This is a genomic window from Komagataeibacter sp. FXV3, from assembly GCF_015155755.1.
Lineage (GTDB): Bacteria > Pseudomonadota > Alphaproteobacteria > Acetobacterales > Acetobacteraceae > Komagataeibacter.
On the sequence record NZ_VWPI01000162.1, the window covers coordinates 14,082 to 38,704 of the forward strand.

Annotated in this window: 27 protein-coding genes; 13 read left to right on the top strand and 14 right to left on the bottom strand. The window is 63.6% G+C overall.

Annotation, left to right across the window (positions count from 1 at the left end):
• Nucleotides 1-29 precede the first annotated feature (29 nt).
• Genes F1542_RS15125 through uraH form a run of 8 tightly spaced genes read left to right on the top strand, consistent with a single transcriptional unit; the run spans nucleotide 30 to nucleotide 7,527 of the window.
• On the top strand, nucleotides 30-266 hold the full coding sequence (locus tag F1542_RS15125) for a DUF4089 domain-containing protein (RefSeq protein ID WP_193733766.1): 237 nt from the start codon (nucleotides 30-32) through the stop codon (nucleotides 264-266).
• On the top strand, nucleotides 263-1,636 hold the full coding sequence (locus F1542_RS15130) for an AtzE family amidohydrolase (RefSeq protein ID WP_193733767.1): 1,374 nt from the start codon (nucleotides 263-265) through the stop codon (nucleotides 1,634-1,636). The genes F1542_RS15125 and F1542_RS15130 overlap by 4 nt, the downstream gene beginning before the upstream one ends.
• Complete coding sequence (locus F1542_RS15135) at nucleotides 1,636-3,228, top strand: gamma-glutamyltransferase family protein (RefSeq protein WP_193733768.1); 1,593 nt, start codon at nucleotides 1,636-1,638, stop codon at nucleotides 3,226-3,228. The genes F1542_RS15130 and F1542_RS15135 overlap by 1 nt, the downstream gene beginning before the upstream one ends.
• Nucleotides 3,222-4,493 (top strand): allantoate amidohydrolase, encoded by a 1,272-nt coding sequence (locus F1542_RS15140; RefSeq protein ID WP_193733769.1) that lies wholly within the window; start codon nucleotides 3,222-3,224, stop codon nucleotides 4,491-4,493. The genes F1542_RS15135 and F1542_RS15140 overlap by 7 nt, the downstream gene beginning before the upstream one ends.
• Nucleotides 4,490-5,719 (top strand): alanine--glyoxylate aminotransferase family protein, encoded by a 1,230-nt coding sequence (locus tag F1542_RS15145; RefSeq protein ID WP_193733770.1) that lies wholly within the window; start codon nucleotides 4,490-4,492, stop codon nucleotides 5,717-5,719. The genes F1542_RS15140 and F1542_RS15145 overlap by 4 nt, the downstream gene beginning before the upstream one ends.
• Before the next feature lie 19 nt (nucleotides 5,720-5,738).
• Nucleotides 5,739-6,650, top strand: a complete 912-nt coding sequence (gene puuE / locus F1542_RS15150) for an allantoinase PuuE (protein WP_193733771.1) — start codon at nucleotides 5,739-5,741, stop codon at nucleotides 6,648-6,650.
• A gap of 8 nt (nucleotides 6,651-6,658) precedes the next feature.
• On the top strand, nucleotides 6,659-7,174 hold the full coding sequence (gene uraD, locus F1542_RS15155; protein ID WP_193733807.1) for a 2-oxo-4-hydroxy-4-carboxy-5-ureidoimidazoline decarboxylase: 516 nt from the start codon (nucleotides 6,659-6,661) through the stop codon (nucleotides 7,172-7,174).
• Complete coding sequence (gene uraH, locus F1542_RS15160; protein ID WP_193733772.1) at nucleotides 7,171-7,527, top strand: hydroxyisourate hydrolase; 357 nt, start codon at nucleotides 7,171-7,173, stop codon at nucleotides 7,525-7,527. Before uraD ends, uraH begins: the two co-directional genes overlap by 4 nt.
• A 181-nt stretch (nucleotides 7,528-7,708) precedes the next feature.
• Here the strand turns inward: uraH and F1542_RS15165 are convergent, their stop codons facing one another.
• From F1542_RS15165 to F1542_RS15185, 5 genes are all read right to left on the bottom strand, one after another.
• Nucleotides 7,709-8,737: an isocitrate/isopropylmalate dehydrogenase family protein gene (locus tag F1542_RS15165; protein ID WP_193733773.1), complete on the bottom strand. Its 1,029-nt coding sequence runs from the start codon at nucleotides 8,735-8,737 to the stop codon at nucleotides 7,709-7,711.
• A gap of 172 nt (nucleotides 8,738-8,909) precedes the next feature.
• The gene (locus F1542_RS15170; RefSeq protein ID WP_193733774.1) at nucleotides 8,910-10,682 is read right to left on the bottom strand and encodes an aminopeptidase P family protein; all 1,773 of its coding nucleotides are present in this window, start codon (nucleotides 10,680-10,682) and stop codon (nucleotides 8,910-8,912) included.
• Nucleotides 10,683-10,704: 22 nt separating this feature from the next.
• On the bottom strand, nucleotides 10,705-11,223 hold the full coding sequence (locus F1542_RS15175; RefSeq protein WP_193733775.1) for a GNAT family N-acetyltransferase: 519 nt from the start codon (nucleotides 11,221-11,223) through the stop codon (nucleotides 10,705-10,707).
• Nucleotides 11,216-12,118: a 50S ribosomal protein L11 methyltransferase gene (locus F1542_RS15180; protein WP_193733776.1), complete on the bottom strand. Its 903-nt coding sequence runs from the start codon at nucleotides 12,116-12,118 to the stop codon at nucleotides 11,216-11,218. The genes F1542_RS15175 and F1542_RS15180 overlap by 8 nt, the downstream gene beginning before the upstream one ends.
• Nucleotides 12,119-14,332, bottom strand: a complete 2,214-nt coding sequence (locus tag F1542_RS15185; RefSeq protein WP_193733777.1) for an ATP-dependent helicase — start codon at nucleotides 14,330-14,332, stop codon at nucleotides 12,119-12,121. It lies immediately after the preceding gene.
• Nucleotides 14,333-14,418: 86 nt separating this feature from the next.
• Here F1542_RS15185 and F1542_RS15190 point away from each other — a divergent pair, with 86 nt between their 5' ends.
• Nucleotides 14,419-15,096, top strand: coding sequence for a JAB domain-containing protein (locus F1542_RS15190; RefSeq protein ID WP_227672781.1), 678 nt, complete (start codon nucleotides 14,419-14,421; stop codon nucleotides 15,094-15,096).
• Between the two features lie 6 nt (nucleotides 15,097-15,102).
• On the opposite strand, the gene F1542_RS15195 is transcribed toward F1542_RS15190, so the two are convergent.
• Nucleotides 15,103-15,795: an HAD hydrolase-like protein gene (locus F1542_RS15195; RefSeq protein ID WP_193733778.1), complete on the bottom strand. Its 693-nt coding sequence runs from the start codon at nucleotides 15,793-15,795 to the stop codon at nucleotides 15,103-15,105.
• 82 nt (nucleotides 15,796-15,877) lie between these two features.
• On the opposite strand from F1542_RS15195, the gene F1542_RS15200 reads away from it, so the two are divergent.
• Nucleotides 15,878-16,549, top strand: coding sequence for a RadC family protein (locus F1542_RS15200; protein WP_193733779.1), 672 nt, complete (start codon nucleotides 15,878-15,880; stop codon nucleotides 16,547-16,549).
• On the opposite strand, the gene F1542_RS15205 is transcribed toward F1542_RS15200, so the two are convergent.
• Genes F1542_RS15205 through F1542_RS15215 form a run of 3 tightly spaced genes read right to left on the bottom strand, consistent with a single transcriptional unit; the run spans nucleotide 16,550 to nucleotide 18,429 of the window.
• Nucleotides 16,550-17,692, bottom strand: coding sequence for a 5-(carboxyamino)imidazole ribonucleotide synthase (locus tag F1542_RS15205; protein ID WP_193733780.1), 1,143 nt, complete (start codon nucleotides 17,690-17,692; stop codon nucleotides 16,550-16,552).
• On the bottom strand, nucleotides 17,689-18,204 hold the full coding sequence (purE, locus tag F1542_RS15210; RefSeq protein ID WP_408886258.1) for a 5-(carboxyamino)imidazole ribonucleotide mutase: 516 nt from the start codon (nucleotides 18,202-18,204) through the stop codon (nucleotides 17,689-17,691). Before purE ends, F1542_RS15205 begins: the two co-directional genes overlap by 4 nt.
• A gap of 24 nt (nucleotides 18,205-18,228) precedes the next feature.
• The gene (locus F1542_RS15215) at nucleotides 18,229-18,429 is read right to left on the bottom strand and encodes a YdcH family protein (protein ID WP_010507587.1); all 201 of its coding nucleotides are present in this window, start codon (nucleotides 18,427-18,429) and stop codon (nucleotides 18,229-18,231) included.
• A 160-nt stretch (nucleotides 18,430-18,589) separates the two neighbouring features.
• On the opposite strand from F1542_RS15215, the gene F1542_RS15220 reads away from it, so the two are divergent.
• Nucleotides 18,590-18,760, top strand: a complete 171-nt coding sequence (locus tag F1542_RS15220; protein ID WP_193733781.1) for a YdcH family protein — start codon at nucleotides 18,590-18,592, stop codon at nucleotides 18,758-18,760.
• A 43-nt stretch (nucleotides 18,761-18,803) separates the two neighbouring features.
• On the opposite strand, the gene F1542_RS15225 is transcribed toward F1542_RS15220, so the two are convergent.
• From F1542_RS15225 to rpmE, 3 genes are all read right to left on the bottom strand, one after another.
• Nucleotides 18,804-19,391 (bottom strand): DUF1013 domain-containing protein, encoded by a 588-nt coding sequence (locus tag F1542_RS15225; protein ID WP_141262305.1) that lies wholly within the window; start codon nucleotides 19,389-19,391, stop codon nucleotides 18,804-18,806.
• 249 nt (nucleotides 19,392-19,640) lie between these two features.
• Complete coding sequence (locus tag F1542_RS15230) at nucleotides 19,641-20,177, bottom strand: Hsp20 family protein (protein WP_193733782.1); 537 nt, start codon at nucleotides 20,175-20,177, stop codon at nucleotides 19,641-19,643.
• 186 nt (nucleotides 20,178-20,363) lie between these two features.
• Entirely contained in the window at nucleotides 20,364-20,594 is a 231-nt protein-coding gene (rpmE, locus tag F1542_RS15235) for a 50S ribosomal protein L31 (RefSeq protein WP_010507580.1), read from the bottom strand.
• A 250-nt stretch (nucleotides 20,595-20,844) separates the two neighbouring features.
• On the opposite strand from rpmE, the gene mscL reads away from it, so the two are divergent.
• On the top strand, nucleotides 20,845-21,360 hold the full coding sequence (mscL, locus tag F1542_RS15240) for a large conductance mechanosensitive channel protein MscL (RefSeq protein ID WP_193733783.1): 516 nt from the start codon (nucleotides 20,845-20,847) through the stop codon (nucleotides 21,358-21,360).
• A gap of 145 nt (nucleotides 21,361-21,505) precedes the next feature.
• On the top strand, nucleotides 21,506-21,946 hold the full coding sequence (locus F1542_RS15245) for a hypothetical protein (RefSeq protein ID WP_227672782.1): 441 nt from the start codon (nucleotides 21,506-21,508) through the stop codon (nucleotides 21,944-21,946).
• A 110-nt stretch (nucleotides 21,947-22,056) separates the two neighbouring features.
• Here the strand turns inward: F1542_RS15245 and secF are convergent, their stop codons facing one another.
• Nucleotides 22,057-23,007, bottom strand: a complete 951-nt coding sequence (secF, locus tag F1542_RS15250) for a protein translocase subunit SecF (RefSeq protein WP_193733810.1) — start codon at nucleotides 23,005-23,007, stop codon at nucleotides 22,057-22,059.
• Nucleotides 23,008-23,020: 13 nt separating this feature from the next.
• Nucleotides 23,021-24,571 carry a protein translocase subunit SecD gene (gene secD / locus F1542_RS15255; RefSeq protein WP_193733785.1) on the bottom strand — a complete coding sequence of 517 codons (1,551 nt, stop codon included), beginning with the start codon at nucleotides 24,569-24,571 and terminating at the stop codon, nucleotides 23,021-23,023.
• Nucleotides 24,572-24,623: the final 52 nt, after the last annotated feature.

A 24,623-nucleotide genomic window follows, 5' to 3' on the forward strand; every position in this document is an offset into this window, starting at 1 on the left:
ATTCATCCATTCGGGAGAGAGTTGAGTAGATGAGCAGCGCAGCACGCCTTTCCCCTTCCGCGCCGGGTCTTTCCGGCGCGGGGGGGCATGATGACCGCAAGGTTCCCCCCGTGGCCGACATGGCGCGGATTATCGACCTGTCCATTCCGGCCGCCTGTATGCCTGATGTGGTGGCGAATACCGCCCTGCTGCATGGTTATGCCGATCTGGTCGGCAGCTTTGCGCTGCCTGATGACTGTGAACCTGCCTATGAGTACGTGCCATGACCGTTCATGGGCACAAGATGGGTGCGGCCCTTGCCATCGCGGCGGATGTGCGCGCAGGCCGCCGCAGGGCCGTATCGGTCGTGACGGAGGTGATCGCGGATATCGAAGCCCGTGACACCCGATTTAACAGTGTCACCCGCATTCTCGGTCCCGCCGCCGTGGCGCAGGCCGAGGATGTGGACAAGGCCATTGCCGCTGGCCGCGATCCCGGCCCGCTGGCGGGCGTGCCCTTTGGGGTGAAGGACCTGTTTGACGTTCGTGGCGAAGTGACCACGGCAGGGTCCATCGTGCTGCGCGACAACCTGCCCGCCACGTGTGACGCGGTTGTGGTCCAACGCCTGCGGGCCGCGGGCGCTGTGCCGGTCGCGACCCTGAACATGGATGAATTCGCCTACGGCTTTTCCACCGAAAACGCCCATACCGGCACGACACGCAACCCGCATGACACCGCGCGCCTGGCCGGTGGGTCATCGGGCGGGTCGGCGGCGTCGGTTGCGGCTGGCCTGCTGCCGTTCACGCTGGGGTCGGACACCAACGGGTCCATCCGCATCCCGTCCTCGCTGTGCGGGGTATGGGGGCTGAAGCCGACCTATGGGCAGATGCCGCTGGGAGGTGTCTATCCGTTCGTGGCCAGTCTGGATGTGGTTGGCCCCATGGCCGACACGGTGGAGGACCTGCGGGCGGTTTACACCATCATGGCCGGTGGCGCCCCGGTGGGCGAACCCGATGTGGGTGATGTGCGCGTGGCCCGCCTTGGTGGCTGGTTTGCAAACAATATCAGCACGGAACTGACGGCGGGTATTGATGCCGTCATGGCGCATCTGGGCCAGGACCAGGTGATCGAACTGCCTGAAGTCGCGCGTGCGCGGGCATCCGCCTTCCTGATCAGTGCGGCGGAGGGGGGCAACCTGCACCTTGCACGCCTGCGGCGGCGGTCCATGCAGTATGATCCCGCAACCCGCGGGCGGCTTATGGCCGGGGCCATGCTGCCGGCGGCAACATTCGTACAGGCGCAACGTTTCCGTCGCTGGTTCCGTGACCATGTGCATGCTGCCCTGGCCCATGCGGATGTGCTGATCGCACCCACTACGGTGGGCGTCGCGCCGCGTATTGACCAGCCATCCATCGTGGTGGATGGCAGGACGGTTTCCGCCCGCGCCAATCTTGGCATCTTTACGCAGCCGATCAGCCTTGCGGGCCTGCCGGTTCTGGCGGCGCCGCTGGCGGTGGACGGCCTGCCGCTGGGCATCCAGCTTATTGGCGCGCCGGGCGGGGAGGCAAAGCTGTTTGCCGTAGCCGCCGAACTGCAGCGCGCGGGGCTTGCCGCCTGTCGCCCACTTGATGCGGGATATGCACGGAAGGACAGCTGATGCTGAACACGCCGCGTTCATGCCGGGGGATGGTGACATCCCCCCACCATCTGGCCAGCCAAGCCGGGCTTGATGTGCTCAAGGCCGGTGGGACGGCGCTGGAAGCCGCAGTCGCGACGGCAGCCGCGCTGGCCGTGGTCTATCCGCACATGACCGGTATCGGTGGTGACGCGTTCTGGCTGACCATGTGGCCCGATGGACGGGTGGAAACCATTGACGCCTGCGGGGCTGCGGCACAGAAGGCCGATGCCGGTTTTTACCATGCGGCAGGGCTGGATGCGATTCCGTGGCGTGGGCCGCTGGCGGCCAATACCGTGGCGGGCACCGTTTCGGGCTGGGATCTGGCACTGTCATGGAGCCACGCGATGGCGCCCGCCCTGCCACTGGGCCGCGTATTGCGTGATGCGATGTTCTATGCCGAACAGGGCGTGCCCGTTACCGACAGCGCAGCCGGGATCACGGCTGAAAAAGCTGGTGAACTGAAGGATGTTCCCGGTTTCGCGGACCTGTTCATGCCCGGCGGCAGACTGCCGCAGCCCGGCGACATCCTGCACAATCCGCGTCTGGCCAACACGTTGCGGCAACTGGCGGATGAAGGCCTGTCGAGCTTTTATCGCGGCAATGTCGCACGTGAACTGGCCGCCGACCTGCATGACCTTGGCAGCCCGCTGGCCCTTGCGGACCTGCAGGCACACAGGGCCACCCACCAGCCAGCCTTGCATGCCCGTATTAACGGGGCGGACCTGTATAACATGGCGCCCCCGACACAGGGCGTGGCATCGCTTCTGATCCTGGCGCTGTTCGACCGGCTGAAGGCAGCGAAGGCGGATGATTTCGATTACCTGCACGGGCTGGTCGAAGCGACAAAGCAGGCCTTCCGTTACCGCGATACCCATGTGGGTGATCCCGCCTACATGACCGTGCAGGCACAGGATATCCTTGATGACCGCAGGGCACTGGACCACATGGCCGCCAGCATCGACCCCAACCGGGCCGCCCCGTGGCCATGGCCGTCACAGGCAGGCGATACGGTGTGGCTGGGCGTGATTGATTCCGACGGTCTGGCCGTCAGCATGATCCAGAGCCTGTATTTCGAATACGGATCGGGCATCGTGCTGCCGCGCACCGGCGTGATCTGGCAGAACCGTGGCACCAGCTTCGGTCTTGACCCGCAGGGCTGGAATGGCCTGCGCCCCGGTCGCAAGCCGTTCCATACGCTCAACCCCGCCGGTGCCCGTTTCGATGACGGGCGCACCATGGTCTATGGCACCATGGGGGGGGAGGGACAGCCGCAGACACAGGCCGCCATCTTCACCCGTTATGCGCGCTACGGCATGGAACTGCAGGAAGCGGTCACCGCGCCGCGCTGGCTGCTGGGGCGCACATGGGGCGAAAGCAGTGTCAGCCTGAAATACGAAGACCGCTTTGATCCCGAAGTGATTGCCCGGATGCAGGCTGCGGGCCACCAGATGGAACGCGTCGCACCGTTTTCTTCCAAGATGGGCCATGCGGGCGCGCTGGTGCGCCATGCCTCCGGCCTGCTGGAAGGGGCGACCGATCCGCGCAGCGACGGGTGTGTCGCGGCATGGTAACGCAGGCAGGCAACATGGATCATCCATCCGGCGCGCGTGCGGTCGCGCGCTGCACCGAACTGGGACGCGCGCCGTATTCGGAAATGGAAGGCGGGCTGTTCCGCCCCTATCTCGGCCCGTCCTACCGCGCCACCTGTGACCGGCTGGCGCAATGGATGTCTGATGCGGGCATGACCACGCGCATGGACGCGGCGGGCAACCTGATTGGCCGGTACGAAGGGCTTGTACCTGACGCCCCGGTGGTGCTGCTGGGATCGCATATCGACAGCGTGCGCGATGGCGGGTTCTTTGACGGGATGCTGGGCGTAATCCTTGGTATCGAGACCGTGGCCCATTTCGCGCAAGCGGGAAAACGCTTTCCCTTCGCGCTGGAAGTCGTGGGCTTTGGTGATGAGGAAGGATCGCGCTTTCCCTCCGGCATGCTGACCTCCCATGCCGTGGCGGGTGTGCTGGAAGCCCCGGACCCGGCCATGCGGGACTGGGCCGAGACCGCGACGCTGGCCAGCGCGCTGGAAGGTTTCGGGCTGGATGTGGGGCGCATGCATGCCGCGTCGCGCAAGGGCGATCCGGTCGTGGCCTATGTCGAGGCGCATATCGAACAGGGGCCGGCGCTGGAAGCCGAAGGCCGCGCCCTTGGCGTGGTCAGCGCCATTGCGGCCCAGCACCGTTACCGCGTGACATTGCGGGGCATGGCGGGCCATGCGGGCACCGTGGCGATGAAGCTGCGGCATGATGCGCTGGCGGGGGCTGCGGACATCATCCTTGCTGCCGAGCGCGTGGGCCGCGCGGGCACGGACGGACTGGTGGCGACCGTCGGTTCGCTGGATGTCATGCCGGGCGCTGCGAATGTCGTGCCGGGTGAGGTGGTGTTCACCATTGATGTCCGTGCGGGGACAAATGCCACGCGCGACCGTGCAGCGCGTGAAATTCTGGACATTGCCCGCGATGTTGCGGTCCGGCGCGGGCTGGAAATGGATGTGGCGCTGCAGCAGGATCTTGACGCCACGCCGTGTGATCCGGTGCTGACGGACCTTATGGAACAGGCGGTGCGCGATGTGACCCATGCACCGGCACCCGTGCTGGTCAGCGGGGCGGGACATGACGCCATGATCATGGCGCACCTGGCCCCGGTGTCCATGCTGTTCATCCGGTGTGCGGGCGGGATCAGCCACAACCCGGCGGAATCCGTAACCGATGCCGATACGGATGCCGCTCTGCGCGCGATGATTACCTTTATCGGACTTTTTGAAAGACACTTCGGATGACCCAGACCTTTTTCGGCCAGATCAATCCTCCCGCCCGCCTGCTGATGGGGCCGGGACCGGTCAATGCACACCCGCGCGTGCTGCGGGCCATGGCGGCCGACATGCTGGGACAGTTCGACCCGGAAATGACCGAATACATGAACCAGACGATGGACCTGTACCGTCAGGTGTTCATGACCAACAACCGCTGGACCTTTCTGGTTGATGGCACGGCGCGCGCGGGGATCGAGGCGTCGCTTGTCTCGCTGGTGGAACCGGGCATGAAGCTGCTGATCGTGCGCGCGGGCCGGTTCGGGCTGCTTTTGTCCGAAATTGCCCAGCGCATCGGTGCTGAAATCGTGACGCTGGACATTCCGTGGGGCGAGGTTGCCACGCTGGAGCAGATCGAGGACGCGATCGTCACCCACCGCCCGCATGTGCTGGCGTGTATCCATGGCGATACCTCCACCACCATTGCCCAGCCGCTGGACGGGGTGGGCGCGCTGTGCCGCAAGTATGACGTGCTGTCCTATGTTGACACCACCGCGACGCTGGGCGGGATGGAGGTCGCGACCGACCGCTGGGGCGTGGACGTGGTCAGTTCCGGGCTGCAGAAATGCATGGGCGGGCCGCCGGGTTCGGCCCCCATCACCATTTCCGACCGCGCGGCGGAACACATCTTCGCCCGCCGCCATGTCGAGGCCGGGATCCGTGGCGCGGATACGCATGACGGCACGCGCGTACGCATTCCGTCCAATTATTTCGACCTGGCCATGGTCATGGATTACTGGTCCGAAAAGCGCCTGAACCACCATACCGAGGCGACGACCATGCTGTATGGCGCGCGCGAAGCCGCCCGCGTGGTGCTGGAAGAAGGGCTGCAGGCCCGTTTTGCCCGCCATGGTCGTGCATCGCGCGCGGTCTGTGCCGGGTTGCGCGCCATCGGGCTGGAACTGTTTGGTGGCGACGAATACCGCATGACCAACGTCACAGGCGTGTACATTCCCAAGGGCGTGGATGGCGAAAAGGTACGTGGCCGCATGCGCGAGGATTTCGAAATCGAGATCGGTTCCGCCTTCGGTCCGCTACAGGGCAAGATCTGGCGCATCGGGGCCATGGGCTACAATGCGGAAAAGCACAAGGTGCTGCTGACCATCGGCGCGCTGGAAACCGTCCTGCGCCACGAAGGCCACGCTTTTGCCGCGGGCAGCGGCGTCGATGCTGCCCTTGCGGCCTATAATGCATAAAGAACAGGGATACGGCGTAATGTCTGAAACAGGTGTCTATCCCCGCGATCTGGTCGGCTATGGCGGCAATCCGCCGGATGCGAAATGGCCGGGTGGCGCGCGGATCGCAGTGCAGTTCGTCATCAATTATGAAGAGGGGGCCGAGAATTCGGTCCTGCATGGTGATCGCGGATCCGAAGCCTTCCTGTCGGAAATGATCGGGGCGCAGTCCATTCCGGGCGCGCGCGCGATTGCGATGGAAAGCCTGTATGAATACGGGTCGCGCGCCGGGTTCTGGCGGCTGCACCGTATCTTTACCCAGCGTAAGCAGCCATTGACGGTCTTTGGCGTGGCGGCCGCCATGGCGCGTAACCCGGCCGCCGTTGCTGCGATGAAGGAAGCAGGTTGGGAAATCGCATCCCACGGGCTGCGCTGGATTGATTACCAGCACGTGCCCGAAGCGGTGGAACGCGCACATATCCAGGAATGTATTGCGCTGCATGCCAAACTGACCGGATCACGCCCGCTGGGGTGGTACCAGGGGCGTACCAGCCCCAATACTGCCCGGCTGATCGCGGAAGAAGGCGGCTTTGTCTATGATGCGGATTCCTATGCCGACGACCTGCCGTATTATGACCGCAGCCATGGCCGTGCGCAGTTGATCGTGCCCTATACGCTGGATGTGAACGACATGCGTTTCGTGGCGATAAACGGCTTTACCGAAGGGGAGCAGTTCTTCAACTACCTGCGCGACACCTTCGACGAACTGTATGAGGAAGGGGCGGACAAACCGCGCATGATGTCGGTTGGCCTGCACTGCCGTGTGGCGGGCCGTCCGGGGCGCGCGCGGGCTGTGGCGCGTTTCCTTGACTATATCGCCACGCGGGAGAAGGTCTGGGTTGCGACCCGGCTGGATATCGCCCGGCATTGGCAGGCGGTGCATCCGGCATGAAAAACGTGATGGACCGCGTCAATGACGCTTCCGCCGTCAGGTTTGTGGAACTGTTCGGACCGATATACGAACATTCCCCATGGATTGCCCAGCGTGCCCGCGCCCATGGCCCCTTTGCGGACATGGACGCCATGCTGGCGGCCATGCGCCATGAACTGGACCGGGCGACGGAGGCGGAAAAGATGGCGCTGATCCGCGCCCATCCCGAACTGGCGCAGCGCATGGGGGTAGACCCGACCCTGACCTCGGCTTCCGCGGCCGAGCAGGCATCCGCCGGGCTGGATCGCCTGACGCCGGAGGAATTTACGACTTTCCGCGCCCTGAATGATGCTTATGCCGCCAAATTCGGTATCCCGTTCATCATCTGTGTGCGGCGGTCGGACAAGGAAGGCATCCTGAACGGAATGCGCACCCGGCTGGAAAACACACCTGAGGCCGAACAGCAGGCCGCCCTGTGTGAAATCAACAAGATTGCCGCGCTGCGGCTGGCGGATGTGCTGGCGCGGCTGGAGCAGGAACCATGAGCACCCTTTCCACCCATGTTCTCGACCTTGTATCAGGCAAGCCCGCCGCGGGCATGGCGATCAGCCTGTGGGCGGGTCAGGACTGCCTGTTCCGTGGCGTGACCAATGCGGATGGCCGTTGCCCGGAACTGGGCCAGCAGGCCGGGGACATGAAAGCTGGTGCCTATCGTCTGGAATTCAGTGTGGCGGCGTATTTCCGCAGCCGGGATGTCGCGCTGTCGGACCCGCCCTTCCTTGACGTGGTGCCCATCGCCTTTGGCATGGCGCAGGTGGCCAGGGGGGAAAAGGGGGGACATTACCATGTGCCGCTTCTGGTCTCGCCCTACGGGTTTTCAACCTATCGCGGTAGCTGAGCGGGTTAAGGGAACCATTTGAAAATAAAAAGTTTTTGGGTGCTGCCTTTTTTCAAAAAGGCGGCGCTTTCTGGAGCTTTTTGAAACAAGCTTCACCAAAAACTTCCTTAACGAAAAGGGGCCGTGGCATCTGATCTGCCACGACCCCTTTTTTATTCCCCCATGATGGGGAAAAACCGTATCAGACCAGCGCCTGCTTCAGCGCTGCGGTCAGTTCGGTCGTGGTGGCCTTGCCGCTCAGATCGCCCGTGCGCACGGCACCCGAGGTGATGACCTTCTCGATGGCCTTGTCGATGCGGGTGGCCAGGTCCTGACGGCCCACATGCGCCAGCATCATGTTGGCAGCCAGCAGGAGCGAGGTCGGGTTGGCCTTGTTCTGGCCCGCAATGTCGGGTGCTGAACCATGGACGGCTTCAAACACGGCTGCCTTTTCACCAATGTTCGCACCCGGCGCCAGACCAAGCCCCCCCACCAGACCGGCGGTCAGGTCGGACAGGATATCACCGAACAGGTTGGTGGTGACGATGCAGTCATACTGCCACGGATCGGTCACAAGCTGCATGGCGCAGGCATCGACAATCCGCTCGTTCACTTCCACGCGGCCTTCATATTCCTTGGCGACCTTGCGGCCTTCTTCAAGGAACAGGCCGGTCAGCAGCTTCAGGATGTTGGCCTTGTGCACCAGGGTCACGCGCTTGCGGTTGTTCTTGACCGCATATTCAAAGGCGTAGCGGACAATGCGGTTGCATTCCTTGCGCGTGGTGTAGCCTGCGCTGGTGGCGATGGCGTGCGGGTCATCACCATAGGGAATGTAGTTTTCCATCGCCGCGTAATACCCTTCGAGGTTTTCGCGGAAGATGACGAGGTTGATGTTCTCGAAACGGCCACCGGGCACGATCGTCTTGGTCGGACGGACATTCGCGAACAGGCCGAACTCCTGACGCAGTGTCACGTTGATGGACTTGAAGCCACCACCGACCGGGGTCGTCAGCGGGCCTTTCAGCGCAAGGCCGGTGCGGCGGATGCTTTCGATCGTTTCCTTGGGCAGCGGGCTGCCGGTGGCGTCAAGGGCTGCGACACCGCCAAGTGCCTTTTCCCATTTGAAAGGGGCGCCAACCGTATCAAGGATCTCGGTCACGGACTGGACGATTTCAGGCCCGATTCCGTCACCCGGAATCAGGGTGGCGGGAATTGTTTTTTCTGTAGACATTCTCGAACGTCTCCCTTTGTGCTTGCTACTGAAAAGCGTTTCAGCATGCGCACCGGCTTGGCGGACCCGGTTCGTTGCCGGGTGCCCCGTCGGAACTGGTTAAAAGTCCTAGGCCCCCCAGCCCCGCGTGACAATCGGGCCACCGGGCCATGACCGTGGTTTTGCAGTCACATTATCCGGCGTTCAGCGGTGCGCATGCAACGCCAAGCCATGTGCGTTCCTGACTTCCCAGATGTGGGGCGATCATTTCAAAAACCCGTGCATGATAGGCATCCAGCCAGGCAATTTCATTTTCCTGCAGGCTGGCCACATCAATCAGCCGCCGGTCGAACGGGGCCAGGGTCAGGACCTCGAATTCCAGAAAATCGCGTCCTGCCTCCGCCGTGGGGGACGGCTGGACCAGATGCAGGTTTTCCAGGCGGATGCCGAACGCACCGGGTCGGTAATAGCCCGGCTCATTCGACAGGATCATGCCCGCATGCAATTTCACGGGGCGGAAAACGGGGGAAATGGTTGCCGGTCCCTCATGCACCGACAGGTAGCTGCCAATGCCATGGCCGGTGCCATGGTCATAATCCAGCCCGCCTTCCCACAATGCATGGCGGGCAAGGGCATCCAGCGCGTGGCCGGTCACGCCGCGTGGGAAATGCGCGCGCGCCAGCGCGATATGCCCGCGCAGCACGCGGGTGAAGGCATCACGCACATCCGCCCCCGGCGCATCCGGCCCGGTCCAGACCGTGCGGGTGATATCGGTAGTGCCAAAGGGATACTGGCCGCCACTATCGATCAGGTAGACCTCGTTGGGTTGCAGCCTGCGGTCGGTTTCGGGCGTGACACGGTAATGGATGATCGCGCCGTTCGGGCCGGAACCGGAAATGGCGGGGAAGCTTTCCTCCCGGTAGTCAGGGCAGGCGGCGCGGAAGCGGTCCAGCTGTTCTGCCGCTGCCAGTTCCGCCGTGTCTGTTGCGTTTTCATCCAGCCAGTGCAGGAAACGGCAGATGGCGATTCCATCCAGCAGGTGGGCACGGCGGCTGCCTTCCTGTTCGGTCCGGTTCTTGATCGCCTTGGGCAACTGGCAGGGATCGCCCCTGCGGATGACCGTGGCCCCTGCATCTTCCAGCGTCTGGATGAACCATACGGCATTGCCGGCCGGATCCACCTGCACGCGTGTACCGGACAGGGCGCGCAGGCTTTCCGCCAGTGCTGCGGGCGGTGCGATCGTGACATCACCCCCCAGCCACTGCCGCGTCGTGTCGGACACCTTGGCCGGGTCGATCAGCAACGTGACGCGTCCGGTCTCATGCACGATGGCGAAGGACAGGCTGAGTGGCGTGTAAGGCACGTCGCGGCCCCGGATGTTCAGCAGCCATGCGATTGATGCCGGATCGCTCAGCACCAGCGCCGCATCGCCCGCCTCGCGCAGGCCGCCCGCAATGGCCGCGCGCTTGTCCCGGCTGGACTGCCCGGCCCATTCCTCGGGCTGCGGGACGCAGGGCGTGCAGGGCGGGGCGGGGCGGTCGGCCCAGATCCGGTCAACCGGGTTTGCGGGCAGGGCGACCAGGTCCAGCCCCGCATCACTGAACGGGCGCAGCGCGCTTTCGCTGATCAGGCGCGGATCATAACCGATCCGGCAGGTCGCCCCGTGCCGCGCCAGCCATGTGGCGGGCGGGACGTCACGGATATGCAGCCGTTCCCATGCCTGCCTGTCCACCTGCTGGTCCATCTGGGTGATGTAGCGGCCATCGGAAAAGACGGCGGCGACATCCGGCAGCACCGCCGCCATCCCCGCGCTGCCGGTAAAGCCGGTCAGCCATGCCAGGCGTTCAGCGCAGGGGGCCACGTATTCCCCCAAGTGTTCATCCCCACGGGGCAGGATAAATCCATCAACGCCCATCTGTTTCAGCACGGCGCGCAGCGCGTCGGGGCGGTTCGGGACGGTGGGCATGGGCATATCCTTTGGTAAGGGATCAGGAAACGGACATGATGCGGTACAGGAACAGAAGGTCCATCCACCGCCCGTATTTCGTGCCGCATTCAGGCAGCAGGCCACCATGCTGGAAGCCGAAGCGTTCATGCAGCTTGCGCGACGCAATGTTGGTGGAGGTAATGCCCGCGATCATGACATGCACCTCCTCCGTCTTTGCCCGCTCACACAGGGCCTGCAGCAGGGCGCTGCCAATGCCACGGCGCTTGTAGGCCGGGGCGATGTACAGCGAATGTTCGACCGTATGCCGGTAGCCTGAAAAGGGCCGGAAGGTTTTCCAGCTACTGTAGCCCGCCACATGGCCATCGGGCGTTTCGGCCACCAGCACCGGAAACCCGCTGGCCTGACTGGTATGCAGCCAGTCCAGCCGGGCGGCGATGGTGGTTTCGTGGGTTTCCCACATGGATGTGCTGTTGCGGATGGCGTGATTGACGATTTCGACTATGGCGGGAATATCCGCATCCGTCGCGTCACGGATCAGCAGGGACGCGGTATCAGCCATTGGGTTTGCGCAGGATCAGCGTGCCCCAGTCCCCTTCACGCAGGTGGCGTTCCAGCACCAGCCCGTGGCGGCGATGGGCAGCCAGCACCATGCGCACCTGTGTATTCAGCAGCCCCGCAAGGATGGCGGTGCCACCGGGCAGCAGGTTGCGCGCAAGGTCGGCCGCCATGCTGCATAGCGGGCGGGCAAGGATGTTGGCGAATACCAGATCATAGGGCGCATGGTGGCGGATGGCGGGCGTGGCCCAGCCATTGCCCAGATGGCAGTCCACCAGATTGGACAGCCCGTTCATGGCCGCGTTACGGCGCGTCACGCGCACGGACCACGGGTCGATATCGGTCGCCAGCACGCGTTTGTGCAGCAGGGCGGCGGCCGCCATGGCAAGGATGCCCGACCCGCAGCCCAGGTCAAGGATACGCTGTGGCCTGCGATAGGCGACCATTTCCAGCGCGCGCAGGCAGCCACGGGTCGAGCCGTGTTCCCCCGACCCGAAGGCAACGCCCGCATCCAGCGTGATGGTGATGCGCTGGGGGCTGGTAGTCGGTTCAAGGTGCGTGCCGCGGATGGCGAAGCGCCTGCCCGCAAGCTGTTCGGGAAAGGATTCGTATGTGCGCGCCAGCCAGCCTTCGGATTCCGTGTGGCTGCGTTCCAGTTCGGCATCCACGCCACTGGTCAGGCCCGCCACGATCAGGGCGGCGCGCAGTTCGTCCTCGCCGCTGCCGGTATCCTTGACGCCTTCCACGCGCCACAGGGTCTGGCTGTCATCGACTTCAAAAATGCCGATGGTGGTGCAGACGGTGGACAGGGCGGATTCATAGGCTTCGACCGCATCAGGCGGGACCGTGACCGATATGGTTTCCAGTTCTGTGGCGTGACGCCGGGGGGAAAGGCTCATCTATACCTGCTCAACAAATGTATCGATCACCCGCTTGGGGCCTGCTTTTTCAAACGCGACTTCCAGCCGGTTTCCCTCGACCGAGGTAATGGTGCCGTAGCCGAATTTCTGGTGGAACACACGCACCCCCACCTTCATGCCCGACGTGGCGGTGGTGGACGGTGTCACGTCATGCACCCGCCGGGACGCCACCAGCGGGAAGGGCGTGCTGCCAAACACGGCGGGACGGCCAAGGAAACTGCGCCGGCTGTTCGCAGTGTCGCCGCGTGTCTCGATATGTTCCGCGGGCAGCTCCTCGACAAAGCGGCTGGGAATGGCGGACTGCCAGTTGCCGTATATGCGGCGATTGGCGGCATGGCTGATCATGGCCAGCTTGCGCGCGCGCGTAATGCCGACATAGGCCAGGCGGCGTTCTTCCTCCAGCCCCTTCAGGCCGCCTTCATCCAGCGTGCGCTGGGACGGAAAGACGCCTTCCTCCCATCCCGGCAGGAACACGGTATCGAATTCCAGCCCCTTGGCGCCATGCAGGGTCATGATGCTCATGCTGTCCTCGCCCGATTTATCCTCGGTATCCATGACAAGGGCAACGTGTTCAAGGAATCCGCCAAGGTTTTCATAATCCGCCAGCGAGCGCACCAGCTCCTTCAGGTTTTCCAGCCGTCCCGGCGCATCGGGGGATTTGTCGGCCTTCCACATGTCGATATAGCCGCTGTCCTCCAGCAGGTGGTCAATGGCGACGACATGCCCCTCGCGCCCCAGCATGTCGCGCGTGGTGCCCAGCGCGCGCATGAGGGTGGCAAGCTGTTCCTTCGCCCGGCCCTTGATGTCGCCAGTGCCCAGCATCTCCAGCACGGCCGCGGTCAGCGGGATCTGGCGTTCGCGGGCGTGCATGTGCATTTTCTGCAGTCCCGTGGTCCCCACGCCCCGTCGCGGCACATTTATGATGCGTTCAAACGCAAGGTCGTCGGAAGGCTGGTTGACCACGCGCATGTAGGCGATGGCGTCGCGGATTTCGGCGCGTTCGTAAAAACGCAGGCCACCGACCACGCGGTAGGGCAGGCCAAGGGTAATCAGCCGTTCTTCAAACGCGCGGGTCTGGAAGCCTGCGCGGACAAGGATGGCGATTTCGCCCATCGGGTGGCCATCGGCGCGCAGGCGTTCGATCTCGGTGCCGACCATGCGGGCCTCATCATCCGAATCCTGCACGGAAATCACGCGCACCTTCTCGCCTTCCGCATCCTCGCGGCCGGGATGCAGGGTCTTGCCCAGACGTTCCTCGTTATGCGCGATCAGGCCCGACGCCGCGCCAAGGATCTGCCGGGTGGAACGGTAATTGCGTTCCAGCCGCACCACTTTCGCGCCGGGAAAATCGCGTTCGAAGCGCAGGATGTTTTCCACTTCCGCCCCGCGCCATGAATAGATCGACTGGTCATCATCACCCACGCAGCAGATGTTGGATGGCTGGTTGTCCCGATGGGCCAGCAGCCGCAGCCACAGGTACTGGATGGTGTTGGTGTCCTGATACTCATCCACCAGGATGTAGCGGAAGAAACGGTGATACTGCGCCAGCACATCGGGGTGTCTGCGCAGGATTTCCGTCATGTGCAGCATAAGGTCGCCAAAGTCGCAGGCGTTAAGCTGTTTCAGGCGCTGCTGGTAATCGGTATAGATCTCGGCGCAGCGTCCATTGGCGAAATCCGTGTCCTCGGCCGCCGTGATGGCGTCGGGCACCAGCCCGCGATCCTTCCACCGCTGGATCACGCCCATGATCGCCTGTGGCGGCCAGCGCTTGGTATCGATGCGGTAGGGTTCAAGCACCTGCTTGAGCAGACGCAGCTGGTCATCGGTATCAAGAATGGTGAAGCTGCTGGTCAGCCCGACATATTCCGCATGGCGGCGCAGCATGCGCGCGCACAGGGCATGGAACGTACCCAGCCACAGCCCTTCCGCCGGTTCACCCAGCAGGGCGCTGACGCGTTCGCGCATTTCACGCGCGGCCTTGTTGGTGAAGGTCACGGCCAGGATCTGGTTGGGCCGCGCGCGCCCCGACAGCAGGATATGCGCGAACCGCGTGGTCAGCACCCGTGTCTTTCCGGTGCCCGCGCCGGCAAGGACCAGCAGCGGGCCATCCGTCGTCTCGATCGCGGCCCGCTGTTCGGGATTGAGGCGGTTCAGGTAATCCGGCACACGGCCGGTGGGGATAAGGCTGTCCATGACATTATCTTCTATAGCAATCCCGCCGCCGGGTAACCAATGCTATCAATCATGGTCAGGGGAAATGCGCAGGGGGAAGCGATGGCATGAATACGCTCAGGGGAACGGGGCCGGGCGGTCACCGGGCGCGCATGCGCAGGCGTATCCGCACGGCAGGCGCGCATTCGCTGGCGGATTACGAATTGCTGGAGGTCCTGCTGTTCGCGGCCGTGCCCCGGCGCGATACCAAGCCGCAGGCGAAGGCGCTGCTGGCCCATTTCGGTGATCTTGAGGCCGTTCTGGATGCCAGCCCTTCCGCCCTGCGCGCGGCGGGACTTGGGCCACGTGGGGTGGCCGTGCTGGGGTGTCCGGTGCAGGTGGCGCGGCGTCTGGCGCATCCCGACCTGCGGGGGCAGGTGATTTTCACGGATATGGCGGCGGTAATGGCGTACTGCGACAGGCTGCCCGCGCATGATCCCGACGGGTGGCGGCTGTTCTACCTTGATTCCGCGCGGCACGTGCTGGCCGATGAAGCCGTCAGTATCGCCCCGCCCGCCGATATGTGCCGGACCGTGCTGGCGCGTGCGCTGGAACTGCATGCCGTCTCCCTGGTTGCGATCAGGGATATCGGCCAGCGCACGCCGCCAGCGGAGGGTCAGGATGCCGACCTGCGTTTCGGCCGCATGCTGGAAACCCATGCCCGCCTGCTGGGCCTGATCGTGCATGACTGCGTGGTGCGCGGCGGCGGGAAGGATGCAAGCCTGCGGACCTTGATCGCGCGATAGAGCGTATCAGCCGTGCGGGTGGGCTTCGGCCGCTGCGAACTGCTGGCGGATGGCGTCCAGCAGTTCGGATGGCTGGCTGACCAGCGCATCGGCACCGGCCTGCGTCAGTTCTTCCCGCGTGCCATATCCCCACAATACCCCTAGCGCACGGACGTGGTTGGCGTGCGCGCCGCTTATGTCAAAGCGCCGGTCACCAATCATCAGCGCATCCTCGCGCCGGATGTCATGTTCACGCAGCACGGCTGCGATCAGTTCGGGCTTTTCCGCGCCGCTGTCATCGGCGCGCGCGCCCGACAGGCCATCGAAATACTGCACGAGGTTGCGCAGGTGCAGGATCTTGCGCGCAAGATGGCGTGGCTTGGATGTCGCGACAAACAGCCGCACCCCTTCAGCGGACAGGGTCTCGATCACGTTGCGCATGTGGTCGAAAACCGGGCTTTTGTGCATGCCTTCCGATTCGTAGTGCTTGCGGTAAAGCGCCATCGCTTCGTCCACCCGGTCATCGCCATAATGCGCGAGGATATGGGCGATCAGTTCCTCCAGCGGGGGGCCGACCACCCATGTCAGGTCAATCGACATGTCGGGTTCATGACCAAGGTCGCGCAGTACGGCGTAAATGGATTCCACAATGCCATCGCGGGAACGGACGATGGTTCCGTCCAGGTCGAAAAGTACGGTATGGTTTTCATGAAACGGCATGCAGGTTCATAACCTCCTTGTTCTGATCGCATAATGCACCATCGGGACGGTATTTGTCCTGCAATTGTTGGGAAAACACCGTTTGCACGATCACACATCGCCCGAACCGGTCACACTTCCCCTTGGTGGCGGTATCAGCCGGGCGGATGACCATGCCTTCCTGCAGCGCCTGATCCGCACGCTTGATCCAGCCCATCCGGCACCGGACCGGCTGGCGGCCAGCTTCCTGGCCCGTTTCGGCTCGGCGGGCATGGCGCTGTCGGCGCATGTGGGGGCACTGGATGAAGTGGCGGGACGTGAAACCGTTCTGCCGCCCCTGCTGGCGGTGCTACGGGAGGTGGCGCTGCGCCTGTACCGCGCCCGTGTGCGGCGCACGGATCTTCTGGCGGGGCAGGCGGGACTGGAAGCCTACCTGCAGGCCTGCATGGGGCATGAAGTGATTGAACAGTTCCGCGTGCTGTTCCTTGATGAGGGCTTTCACCTGCTGGCCGATGAACTGATGGGCACCGGCACGGTCAACCATTCCCCGGTTTATCCGCGCGAAATCATGCGCCGCGCGCTGAAACTGGGGGCAGGGCGGCTGGTGCTGGCGCATAACCACCCCGCAGGCCAGCCGGAACCTTCATCCGCTGATATTGAAATGACCCTGCGCATCGCGCAGATCGGCAAGATCATGCAGGTTACGGTGCATGACCACATCATTGTGGGCAATGGCCGGACCCACAGCTTCCGCGCGGCGGGGCTGCTGGTCTAGTTACGCATCAGCCGACGGGCGCGCCAGCGGGCCAAGGGCCGCTTCCACCCCGAATTCACCTGGCAGCGCGCCCTTGGGGAACAGCACGTTCACATGCCCCATCTTGCGCCCCGGGCGGGCTTCCGCCTTGCCATAATGATGCGCCAGCAGGCCGGGGGCCGCCATGATTTCAGGCCACAGGGCCATGTCATCGGGGCCGATCAGGTTTTTCATGACGGCGTCGCTGTGGCGGCCTGCGGGGGGCAGTGACAGGCCGGTCACCGCGCGCACATGCATCTCGAACTGGTCCACGGGGCAGGCATTCATGGTCCAGTGGCCCGAATTATGGGGCCGGGGCGCAATTTCGTTCACGCGCAGGCTGCCGTCGCGGTCCACGAACATCTCGACCCCCAGCAGGCCAATCAGGTCCAGCGCCGTGGCGATGCGGCGGGCAAGATCGCGGGCCTGCGCCGCAAGGTCGGGCGCGATTCGGGCCGGGGCCAGACTTATGTCCAGAATGCCGTTGCGGTGACGGTTTTCGGTTACGTCAAAGGTCACGATGTCACCGCATGCGTTACGCGCGACCATCACGCTGACCTCACAGGCGAAGCGTACCATGCCCTCGGCCACCAGCGGGTGGGGGCGCAGGCTGTCGAATGCGGCGTCCAGTTCCGACGCATCACGGATGCGGGCCTGTCCCTTGCCATCATACCCAAGGCGCGTGGTCTTGAGGATAAAGGGATAGCCCAGCGCTTCCGCCGCCCTGTCCAGATCGGCGCGGTCATGCACGCCCCGCCAGGGGGCCACCGGAATGTCGTTTTCCGCCATGAAGGTTTTTTCGGCGATACGGTCCTGGCTTATGCGCAGGATACGACCGGCGGGGTGGACCGGGCGGATGCTGGATAGCAGGTCCAGACCGTCGGCGCTGATATTCTCGAATTCAAAGGTAATGACATCCACCGCATCGGCAAAGCGGCGCAGGGCGTCATGGTCGTCATACCGGCCAAGGGTAATGGCGTGCGCCACCTGCGCAGCCGGGCCGTCGGCTTCCGTCGTCAGGATATGGGCGCGGTAGCCAAGGCGGGCGGCGGCAATGGCGGACATGCGGCCAAGCTGCCCGCCGCCGACAATGCCCAGCACCGAACCGGGGGCAAGCGGCGTCATCGCACCGGTTCCTGCGCCACGGCTTGGGTCTGTTTCGCCCGCCATGCAGCCAGTCGTGCGCCAAGGTCAGGATCCGACAGGGCAAGGATGGACGCCGCCATCAGCGCCGCGTTGATCGCCCCTGCCTTGCCAATGGCCAGCGTGCCCACGGGAATGCCGCCGGGCATCTGCACGATGGACAGCAGGCTGTCCATGCCCTTGAGCGCATGCGATTCGACCGGTACCCCCAGCACCGGCAGCGCCGTCCATGCCGCACACATGCCCGGCAGGTGCGCAGCCCCCCCGGCGCCTGCGATAATGACCGACAGGCCACGCCCCTGTGCCGATTTCGCGTAGTCCGCCAGACGGTCGGGCGTGCGGTGGGCAGAGACGATGCGCACCTCATGCGCGATATCCAGCGCTTCCAGCACGGTGGTGGCATGACGCATGGTTTCCCAGTCGGACTGGCTGCCCATGATCAGCCCCACGCGCGGGGATTTCGTGCCGGAGGACGGAAGGGGGGAAAGGCTCACGATTGCAATACTCTCGTCAGGGAATCAGGCGATACTGTCGGGGATCATGCGGCTTTCCAGCCATGTGATCTCGTCCTTCAGCAGCAGCTTGCGCTTTTTCAGCCGTTGCAGTTGCAACTGGTCCGTTACCTGCTGGGCCATGCGGCTAATGACCGTATCAAGGTCGCGATGTTCGCTGCGCAGTTCGTGCAGCTTGCGAAGAAGGGTGTCCCGATCTGTCAGCATGGCGGCTCATCTGTTAAGTGGGCATGGCGTATCCTAAGCATATCCGCCGCAAAAGGCGAAATGCCGGACATGATCCCCAGGGGCTGCAATTTTAGCATGGAAATTGCAGCATCGTCTGGTCTAGCCTGATCGGGTTGCAGTCAAGACGCTGGAGGGTTCCATGTCGTACGAAGCACGTATCAACAGCCTTAAATCCCGTCATGCGCGGCTTGATGCCCGCATTTTCGATGAAGACCGCAGGCCCATGCCCGATGAAGGCGCCCTGCGGCGGCTCAAGCTTGAGAAACTTCGTGTGAAGGAAGAGATCGAGCGCCTGGCCCGGCTGGGCTGACAACAGACCCGCCGCCCGGCCTGTCCGGGTGGCGGGATGTTGGTCAGATGCCGTGTTCGCTGTCGTCATCCAGTTCCAGCGGCGGCGGCACGGCCTGACCTTCACGCGCCAGCCGTTCATTGGCGGCGGCGACCATGGCGTTCAGGTCCGTCTGGCTGCACAGGCCCAGTGTGACCGGGTCACGCGGCTTGATGTTGGCGCTGTTCCAGTGCTGCTTGGTGCGCACCTTCTCGATGGTGTCCTTGGTGGTGCCCAGCAGCTTGCTGGTCTGCTGTTCCGACAGCTGCGGGAAATTGCGCAGGATGAAGGCAATCGCATCCGGACGGTCGTTACGCTTGGCCACCGGGGTATAGCGCGCGCCCTTGGACCGGCGGTTGATCGGGTTGGCGGGCGGCAGTCCCTTGAGGCGTTCCTCGGGGTCTTTTTCGCAACGGGTAATTTCCGCCTGGGTCAGCTGGTGGTGGGCAATCGGGTCATAGCCCCGGATTCCCTGTGCCACTTCCCCGTCCGCGATGGCCTGGACTTCAAGGGGATGCATTCCACAGTATGCGGCAATCTGGGTAAAGGTCAGCGCCGTCTTTTCAATAAGCCACACGGCGGTTGCCTTGGGCATTAAGGGCAGGGCAGTCATTCTCAGGTCCTACAGCGTGTGGCGCCACACGCAGGCACCTGAAAGGGTGTTTGAAACGGTCCCTGAAAAAGCGGGAACCGTGCGTACCTGCTGGCGCGCCAGAAACAGAAAACACTCGTGGAAGTGATATGACGGTTGCGGGCGGCAAAGGTCAAGACTTCAATCCACCCGTCCCGGATGTTTCCCATCAATAAAAACAGGGGCAGGCCGGTGGCCTGCCCCTGCGGCAAATACACTATGATCGCCCGCTTATGCGGCACAGCCTGCGGGCTGTGGGGCTGCGGCGCCTGCCGTGATTGTCCCGGCCATCGCGTCGATGGCGGGGTGAGGTGCTTCGGCCTGCGGGGTGGTATCGCCCGCCATGGCCTGGCCTGAGGAAATGGGGATACGGCGTGGCTTCAGCGCCTCGGGCACGATGTGGCGCACCGCGATGCGCAGCAGGCCGTTGGTCAGGTCCGCCTTTTCCACCACCACATGGTCAGCCAGCACAAAACGGCGTTCGAAGGCGCGCGTGGCGATGCCGCGGTGGAGCATTTCCCTGCCCTGCGTGCTGTCACTGACACGACCTGACACGATCAGGGTATTGTCCTGTACCGTCAGTTCAATGTCATCGGGGCCAAAGCCCGCGACCGCCATTGTCAGCGTGTACTGCGCATCGGACAGTTTTTCGATGTTGTAGGGGGGATAGGACGAACCGACCGGGTTCTGTGCCGCCGTATCGACAAGCTGGGCCAGACGGTCAAATCCTATGGCGCTGCGAAACAGCGGCGCGAAATCATAAGCCATGTGAAACCTCCGTGAAGCAAGGTCTGGTGTCATGCGGCCCCCCGGTTGGGCGGACCGCGATTTTGGGTAATGCGCATGGACCCGCTATGGGCATCCGGCGCAGTCCAGACATGGCAATGCCCGGCCCCCTGTTCAAGGGGCCGGGCATTGCCACGGACTTCAGACCTGATCGGGAGGAAGGGGGTATCAGCCCTTCTTGCGCTGGCCCAGTGCGCCGAACTTTTTGTTGAACTTGGCGACCTGGCCCCCGGTGTCCATCATGCGCTGCACGCCGGTCCATGCCGGGTGGGACTTCGGATCGATGTCCAGGCGCAGCGTATCGCCAGCCTTGCCGTAGCACGAACGGGTCGTGTATTCGGTGCCATCGGTCATGATGACATTGATTTCGTGGTAGTCGGGGTGGATGCCGGATTTCATTTCAAACACTTTCGCGCTGGGCCCACCGATGCCGACCGGGGGCGTTGTATCGGCAGGCGTATAGACGACAAGTGCCGGCAAGATCAACACCCGATGGCAAGAAAAGCCCGCCCTGCCGTCTTCAGGCCATGGTGTTACCCTGTTGCATCATGCGGGGGAATGGAAGGGCCACACGATAATATATGGTCGTCATGATGTCGCGATGTTGCTAGAGCTAGGGCGTATTCCATTAAACTAAGGATTGGCATTCATGGCGAAACTGCCGGACCACGTGCCCGAACTGCACGTCAAGGATCTTCATGTACCCGGTTGGCTGGGAGAATTCCGCTCATTTCTCATGCGCGGCAATGTGGTTGACCTTGCGGTCGGTGTGATCGTGGGCGCCGCGTTCACCGCCATCGTGAACAGCCTGGTGAAGGACGTGTTCACGCCGGTACTGGGCCTGCTGATCGGCGGTATCGACTTTACCAACCTGTTCATCACCCTGCGTGGTCCGCACATGGCGACACTGGCCGATGCGCAGAAGGCCGGGGCGGTTACGATCAATATCGGCCTGTTCCTGAACGCGGTGATCCAGTTCATCATCATCGGTTTCGTGATTTTCTGGGTGGTGAAGGCCATCAACCGCCTGACGGTGAAGAAAGAAGCCGAAAAGCCCGCGACGCCGCCCGCACCGCCGCGCAACGAAGTGCTGCTGCAGGACATCCTGGATGTGCTGAAGACGGAAGCGGCCCAGAAATCCGCTTCGACCGCGCCCAAGGCCTGATCCCACATATCAGGCTGCGGGAACGCAAAACGGGCACCCCGGCGGGTGCCCGTTTTTTTTGGCGCATCCCTGACCGCCCTTGTGCCGGGGGACGGGACTGCCCAATATCCCCCGATATGGTGAAGGTGGCTGGCTTATGATTGATATGACACGATATATGCGCAGACGACTGCTGGCCCTGTCGGCAGTAGCGCTGCTGGCGGGCTGTCATTCGTCCAGCAGGGTGGACATGTCCCGCCTGCCAGCCCCGGCACAGGATTACCTGCTGATCACGTCCTATTTCATGGCCGAAGGCGGCATGGTCAGTCGCCTGCAGGATGGCGGCCTGTCGGGCCAGCAGGTGTATGACATGGCCACCTCGCTCAAATACGGCAAGAGCATGATCCTCGCTGCCCTGACCAGGCCATCACGCAAGGCGCGCCGTAATGGGCAGCAGGCAGTGGAACTGATGGTGGCGTGCACCAATCAGCCCGATCCATCCACACTGGGGGGACGGACACCGCCGAGCTGCCTGCCAAACGGTCCTGCCAGCCCTGATGCAAAAGGGCGGGGGCAGCCGCAACCGGCTACACCCGCCCATAAGTAAGCGTACTGATAAATAAAGGTTTGTGGGCGCCGCCTTTTTTTTAAGAAGGCGGCGTCTTTATGTCAGGTCAGGTCCCGCGCATCCGTTGCGTCGGCGTCCCATGTCCGATTTCAGGTGCGCACGGGTGGCCGCGCGTCACGACGCAGGCGCTTTTCCCCCATCAGTAGCAGCAGCGGTGCCGCGATGAAGATGGAAGATGACGTGCCCACCACAATCCCGAACAGCATTACCCACGCAAATCCCGACAGGCTGGCCCCGCCAAACAGCGCCAGCGGCAGTGCGGCAAGGAATACGGTCGATGACGTGCCCAGCGTACGGCTGAGCGTTTCGTTGATCGACAGGTCAATCAGTTCCGCCAGCGGCATGGTGCGGTATTTGCGCAGGTTTTCACGCACGCGGTCATAGACCACCACCTTGTCATTGGTGGAATAGCCAAGAATGGTCAGGATGGCGGCCACCATCACCAGATCGAATTCGAAATGCGTGATGACCAGGAAACCGATGGCCTTGGTCAGGTCCAGCACCAGCGTCACCACTGCGCTGACCGCGAACTCCCACTCAAAACGGAACCAGATATAGGCCAGGATCATCAGCAGGCTGATGCCAAGGGCCAGCATGCCGTTGCGGAACAGTTCCTTTGACACGGATGCGCCCACCGCATCCGCCCGCAGCACCTGCGCACCGGGCAGGGTGCCGATGGCATGGCGTACGGAATCGACCATGGCCTGCGTGCGGGCCTCATGATCGGGTTCGCTGTCGGGCGGCGTATCAAGGCGGATCAGCACGTCATCCGGCCCGCCAAAGGACTGCACGCCCGCGGCCGTCACGTGCTGGGCGGCAAGGGCCGCGCGGATGGCATTGAAATCCGCCGGTCCCTGCGTGCGCGCTTCCACCACGATGCCGCCCCGGAAATCCAGCCCCAGTGTCAGGCCGGGATGGAAGAACAGGATCAGCGAGGCAATGGACAGCACCGCCGATGTCGCAAGCCCGATGAAGCGGCCGCGCATGAAGTTGATTTTCGTGCCACGCGGCACGAACCGGAGAAGGGGACGATCAAACATCATTCGGCGCGCCTCAGACCGGCAGGGTGCTGGGACGTGTGCGGGCGTACCAGCGCACCATCAGCATCCGGGATAGGAGAAGGGTGGTGAAAAGGGTGGTCACGATACCGATCGTGATCGTCAGCGCGAAGCCGCGGACCGGCCCGGTCCCGAAAACGAACAGCATGACATGCGCCAGCAGCGCCGTGGCGTTACTGTCCACGATCGTGCCGGTCGCGCGTTCGAAGCCTGCCTGCATGGCCTGCAGCGCGCTGCGGCCACGGGCCACTTCTTCGCGTATGCGTTCATTGATCAGGATGTTCGCATCCACCGCCATGCCCAGGGTCAGCAGCATGCCGGCCATGCCCGGCAGGGTCAGCGTCGCCTCGAACAGTGACAGGATGGCGGTCATCAGCACCAGGTTGGCCAGCAGGGCAATGTTCGCGTACCAGCCGAACCGGCCATAGAACAGCGCCATGAACGCGATCACCAGCACGAAACCGGCAGCAAGGCTGTAGCCACCCGCCCGGATCGAATCAGCGCCCAGCGACGGGCCGATGGAGCGCTGCTCGATCACGTTCAGCGGTGCGGGCAATGCCCCCGCGCGTAGCAGCAGCGCCATGTCGGTGGCCTGCTGCGCGCTGAAGCCGCCAGTGATCTGCCCGCTGCCGCCGGTAATGGCGGTGCGGATGACCGGGGCCTCGATCACCTTGTTATCCAGCACGATGGCGAACCGCTTGCCCACATTGGCCCGCGTCACGTCACCGAATTCCTGCGCCCCGGTCGAATCGAAGGTGAAGTTCACCGCCCATTCGCCGCTCTGCTGGTCGATCGAGGCGCTGGCATTGGTCAGGTCCGCGCCATCCACATCCACATGCGAAAAGACCGGCAGCTTGGTCTGCCCGTCGGTCATGGGCAGCATTTCCACGCCCGGTGGCGGCACGGCGGAGCCGATGGCGGAATCGGCAACCAGATGGAACGTCATCTTGGCCGTGGTGCCCAGCAGGTTCTTGACCCGTTCGGGGTCACTGATACCGGGCAGTTCGACAATGATCCGGTCATCGCCCTGACGGGTGATCTCGGGGTCGATGGCGCCGGTCGCGTCAATGCGGCGGCGCACGATCTCGATCGACTGGGTCACGGCGTCATAGGCGCGCTGGCGCGCGGCCTCGGCTGACAGGGTGAGGGCGATCTGGCCGCCTTCCGCCTGTTCCACCTTGAATTCGCCCGGCACGTTCATCGGCATGGCGCGCAGCGCCTTCAGGTCGGGCTGCGCTTCTTCCGGCGTGCGGGGCGTGAATGTCACGCCATGCGCGGTGGTGGTCAGGTTGCGGTAACCCAGCGAATTCTTCAGCAGGGTCTGGCGCGTTTCATCCTGCAGCCCGCGCAGCCTGTCGGCTGTCACGCTGTTCATATCAACCTGCAGCAGCAGGTAGGACCCGCCCCGCAGGTCAAGGCCCAGATGGATCTGCCGCCATGGCAGGGACGCCATGGGCTGGCGGATGACATTGGGCAGGCACAGCGCCAGCCCGATCAGACATACGCCAATGACCGAAGCCATTCTGAGCCGACTGTAATACATCATGACTTGATGGAGTGCTCCCTACGCCCGGCTGGCCGGTTCCCTGTCCGGCACG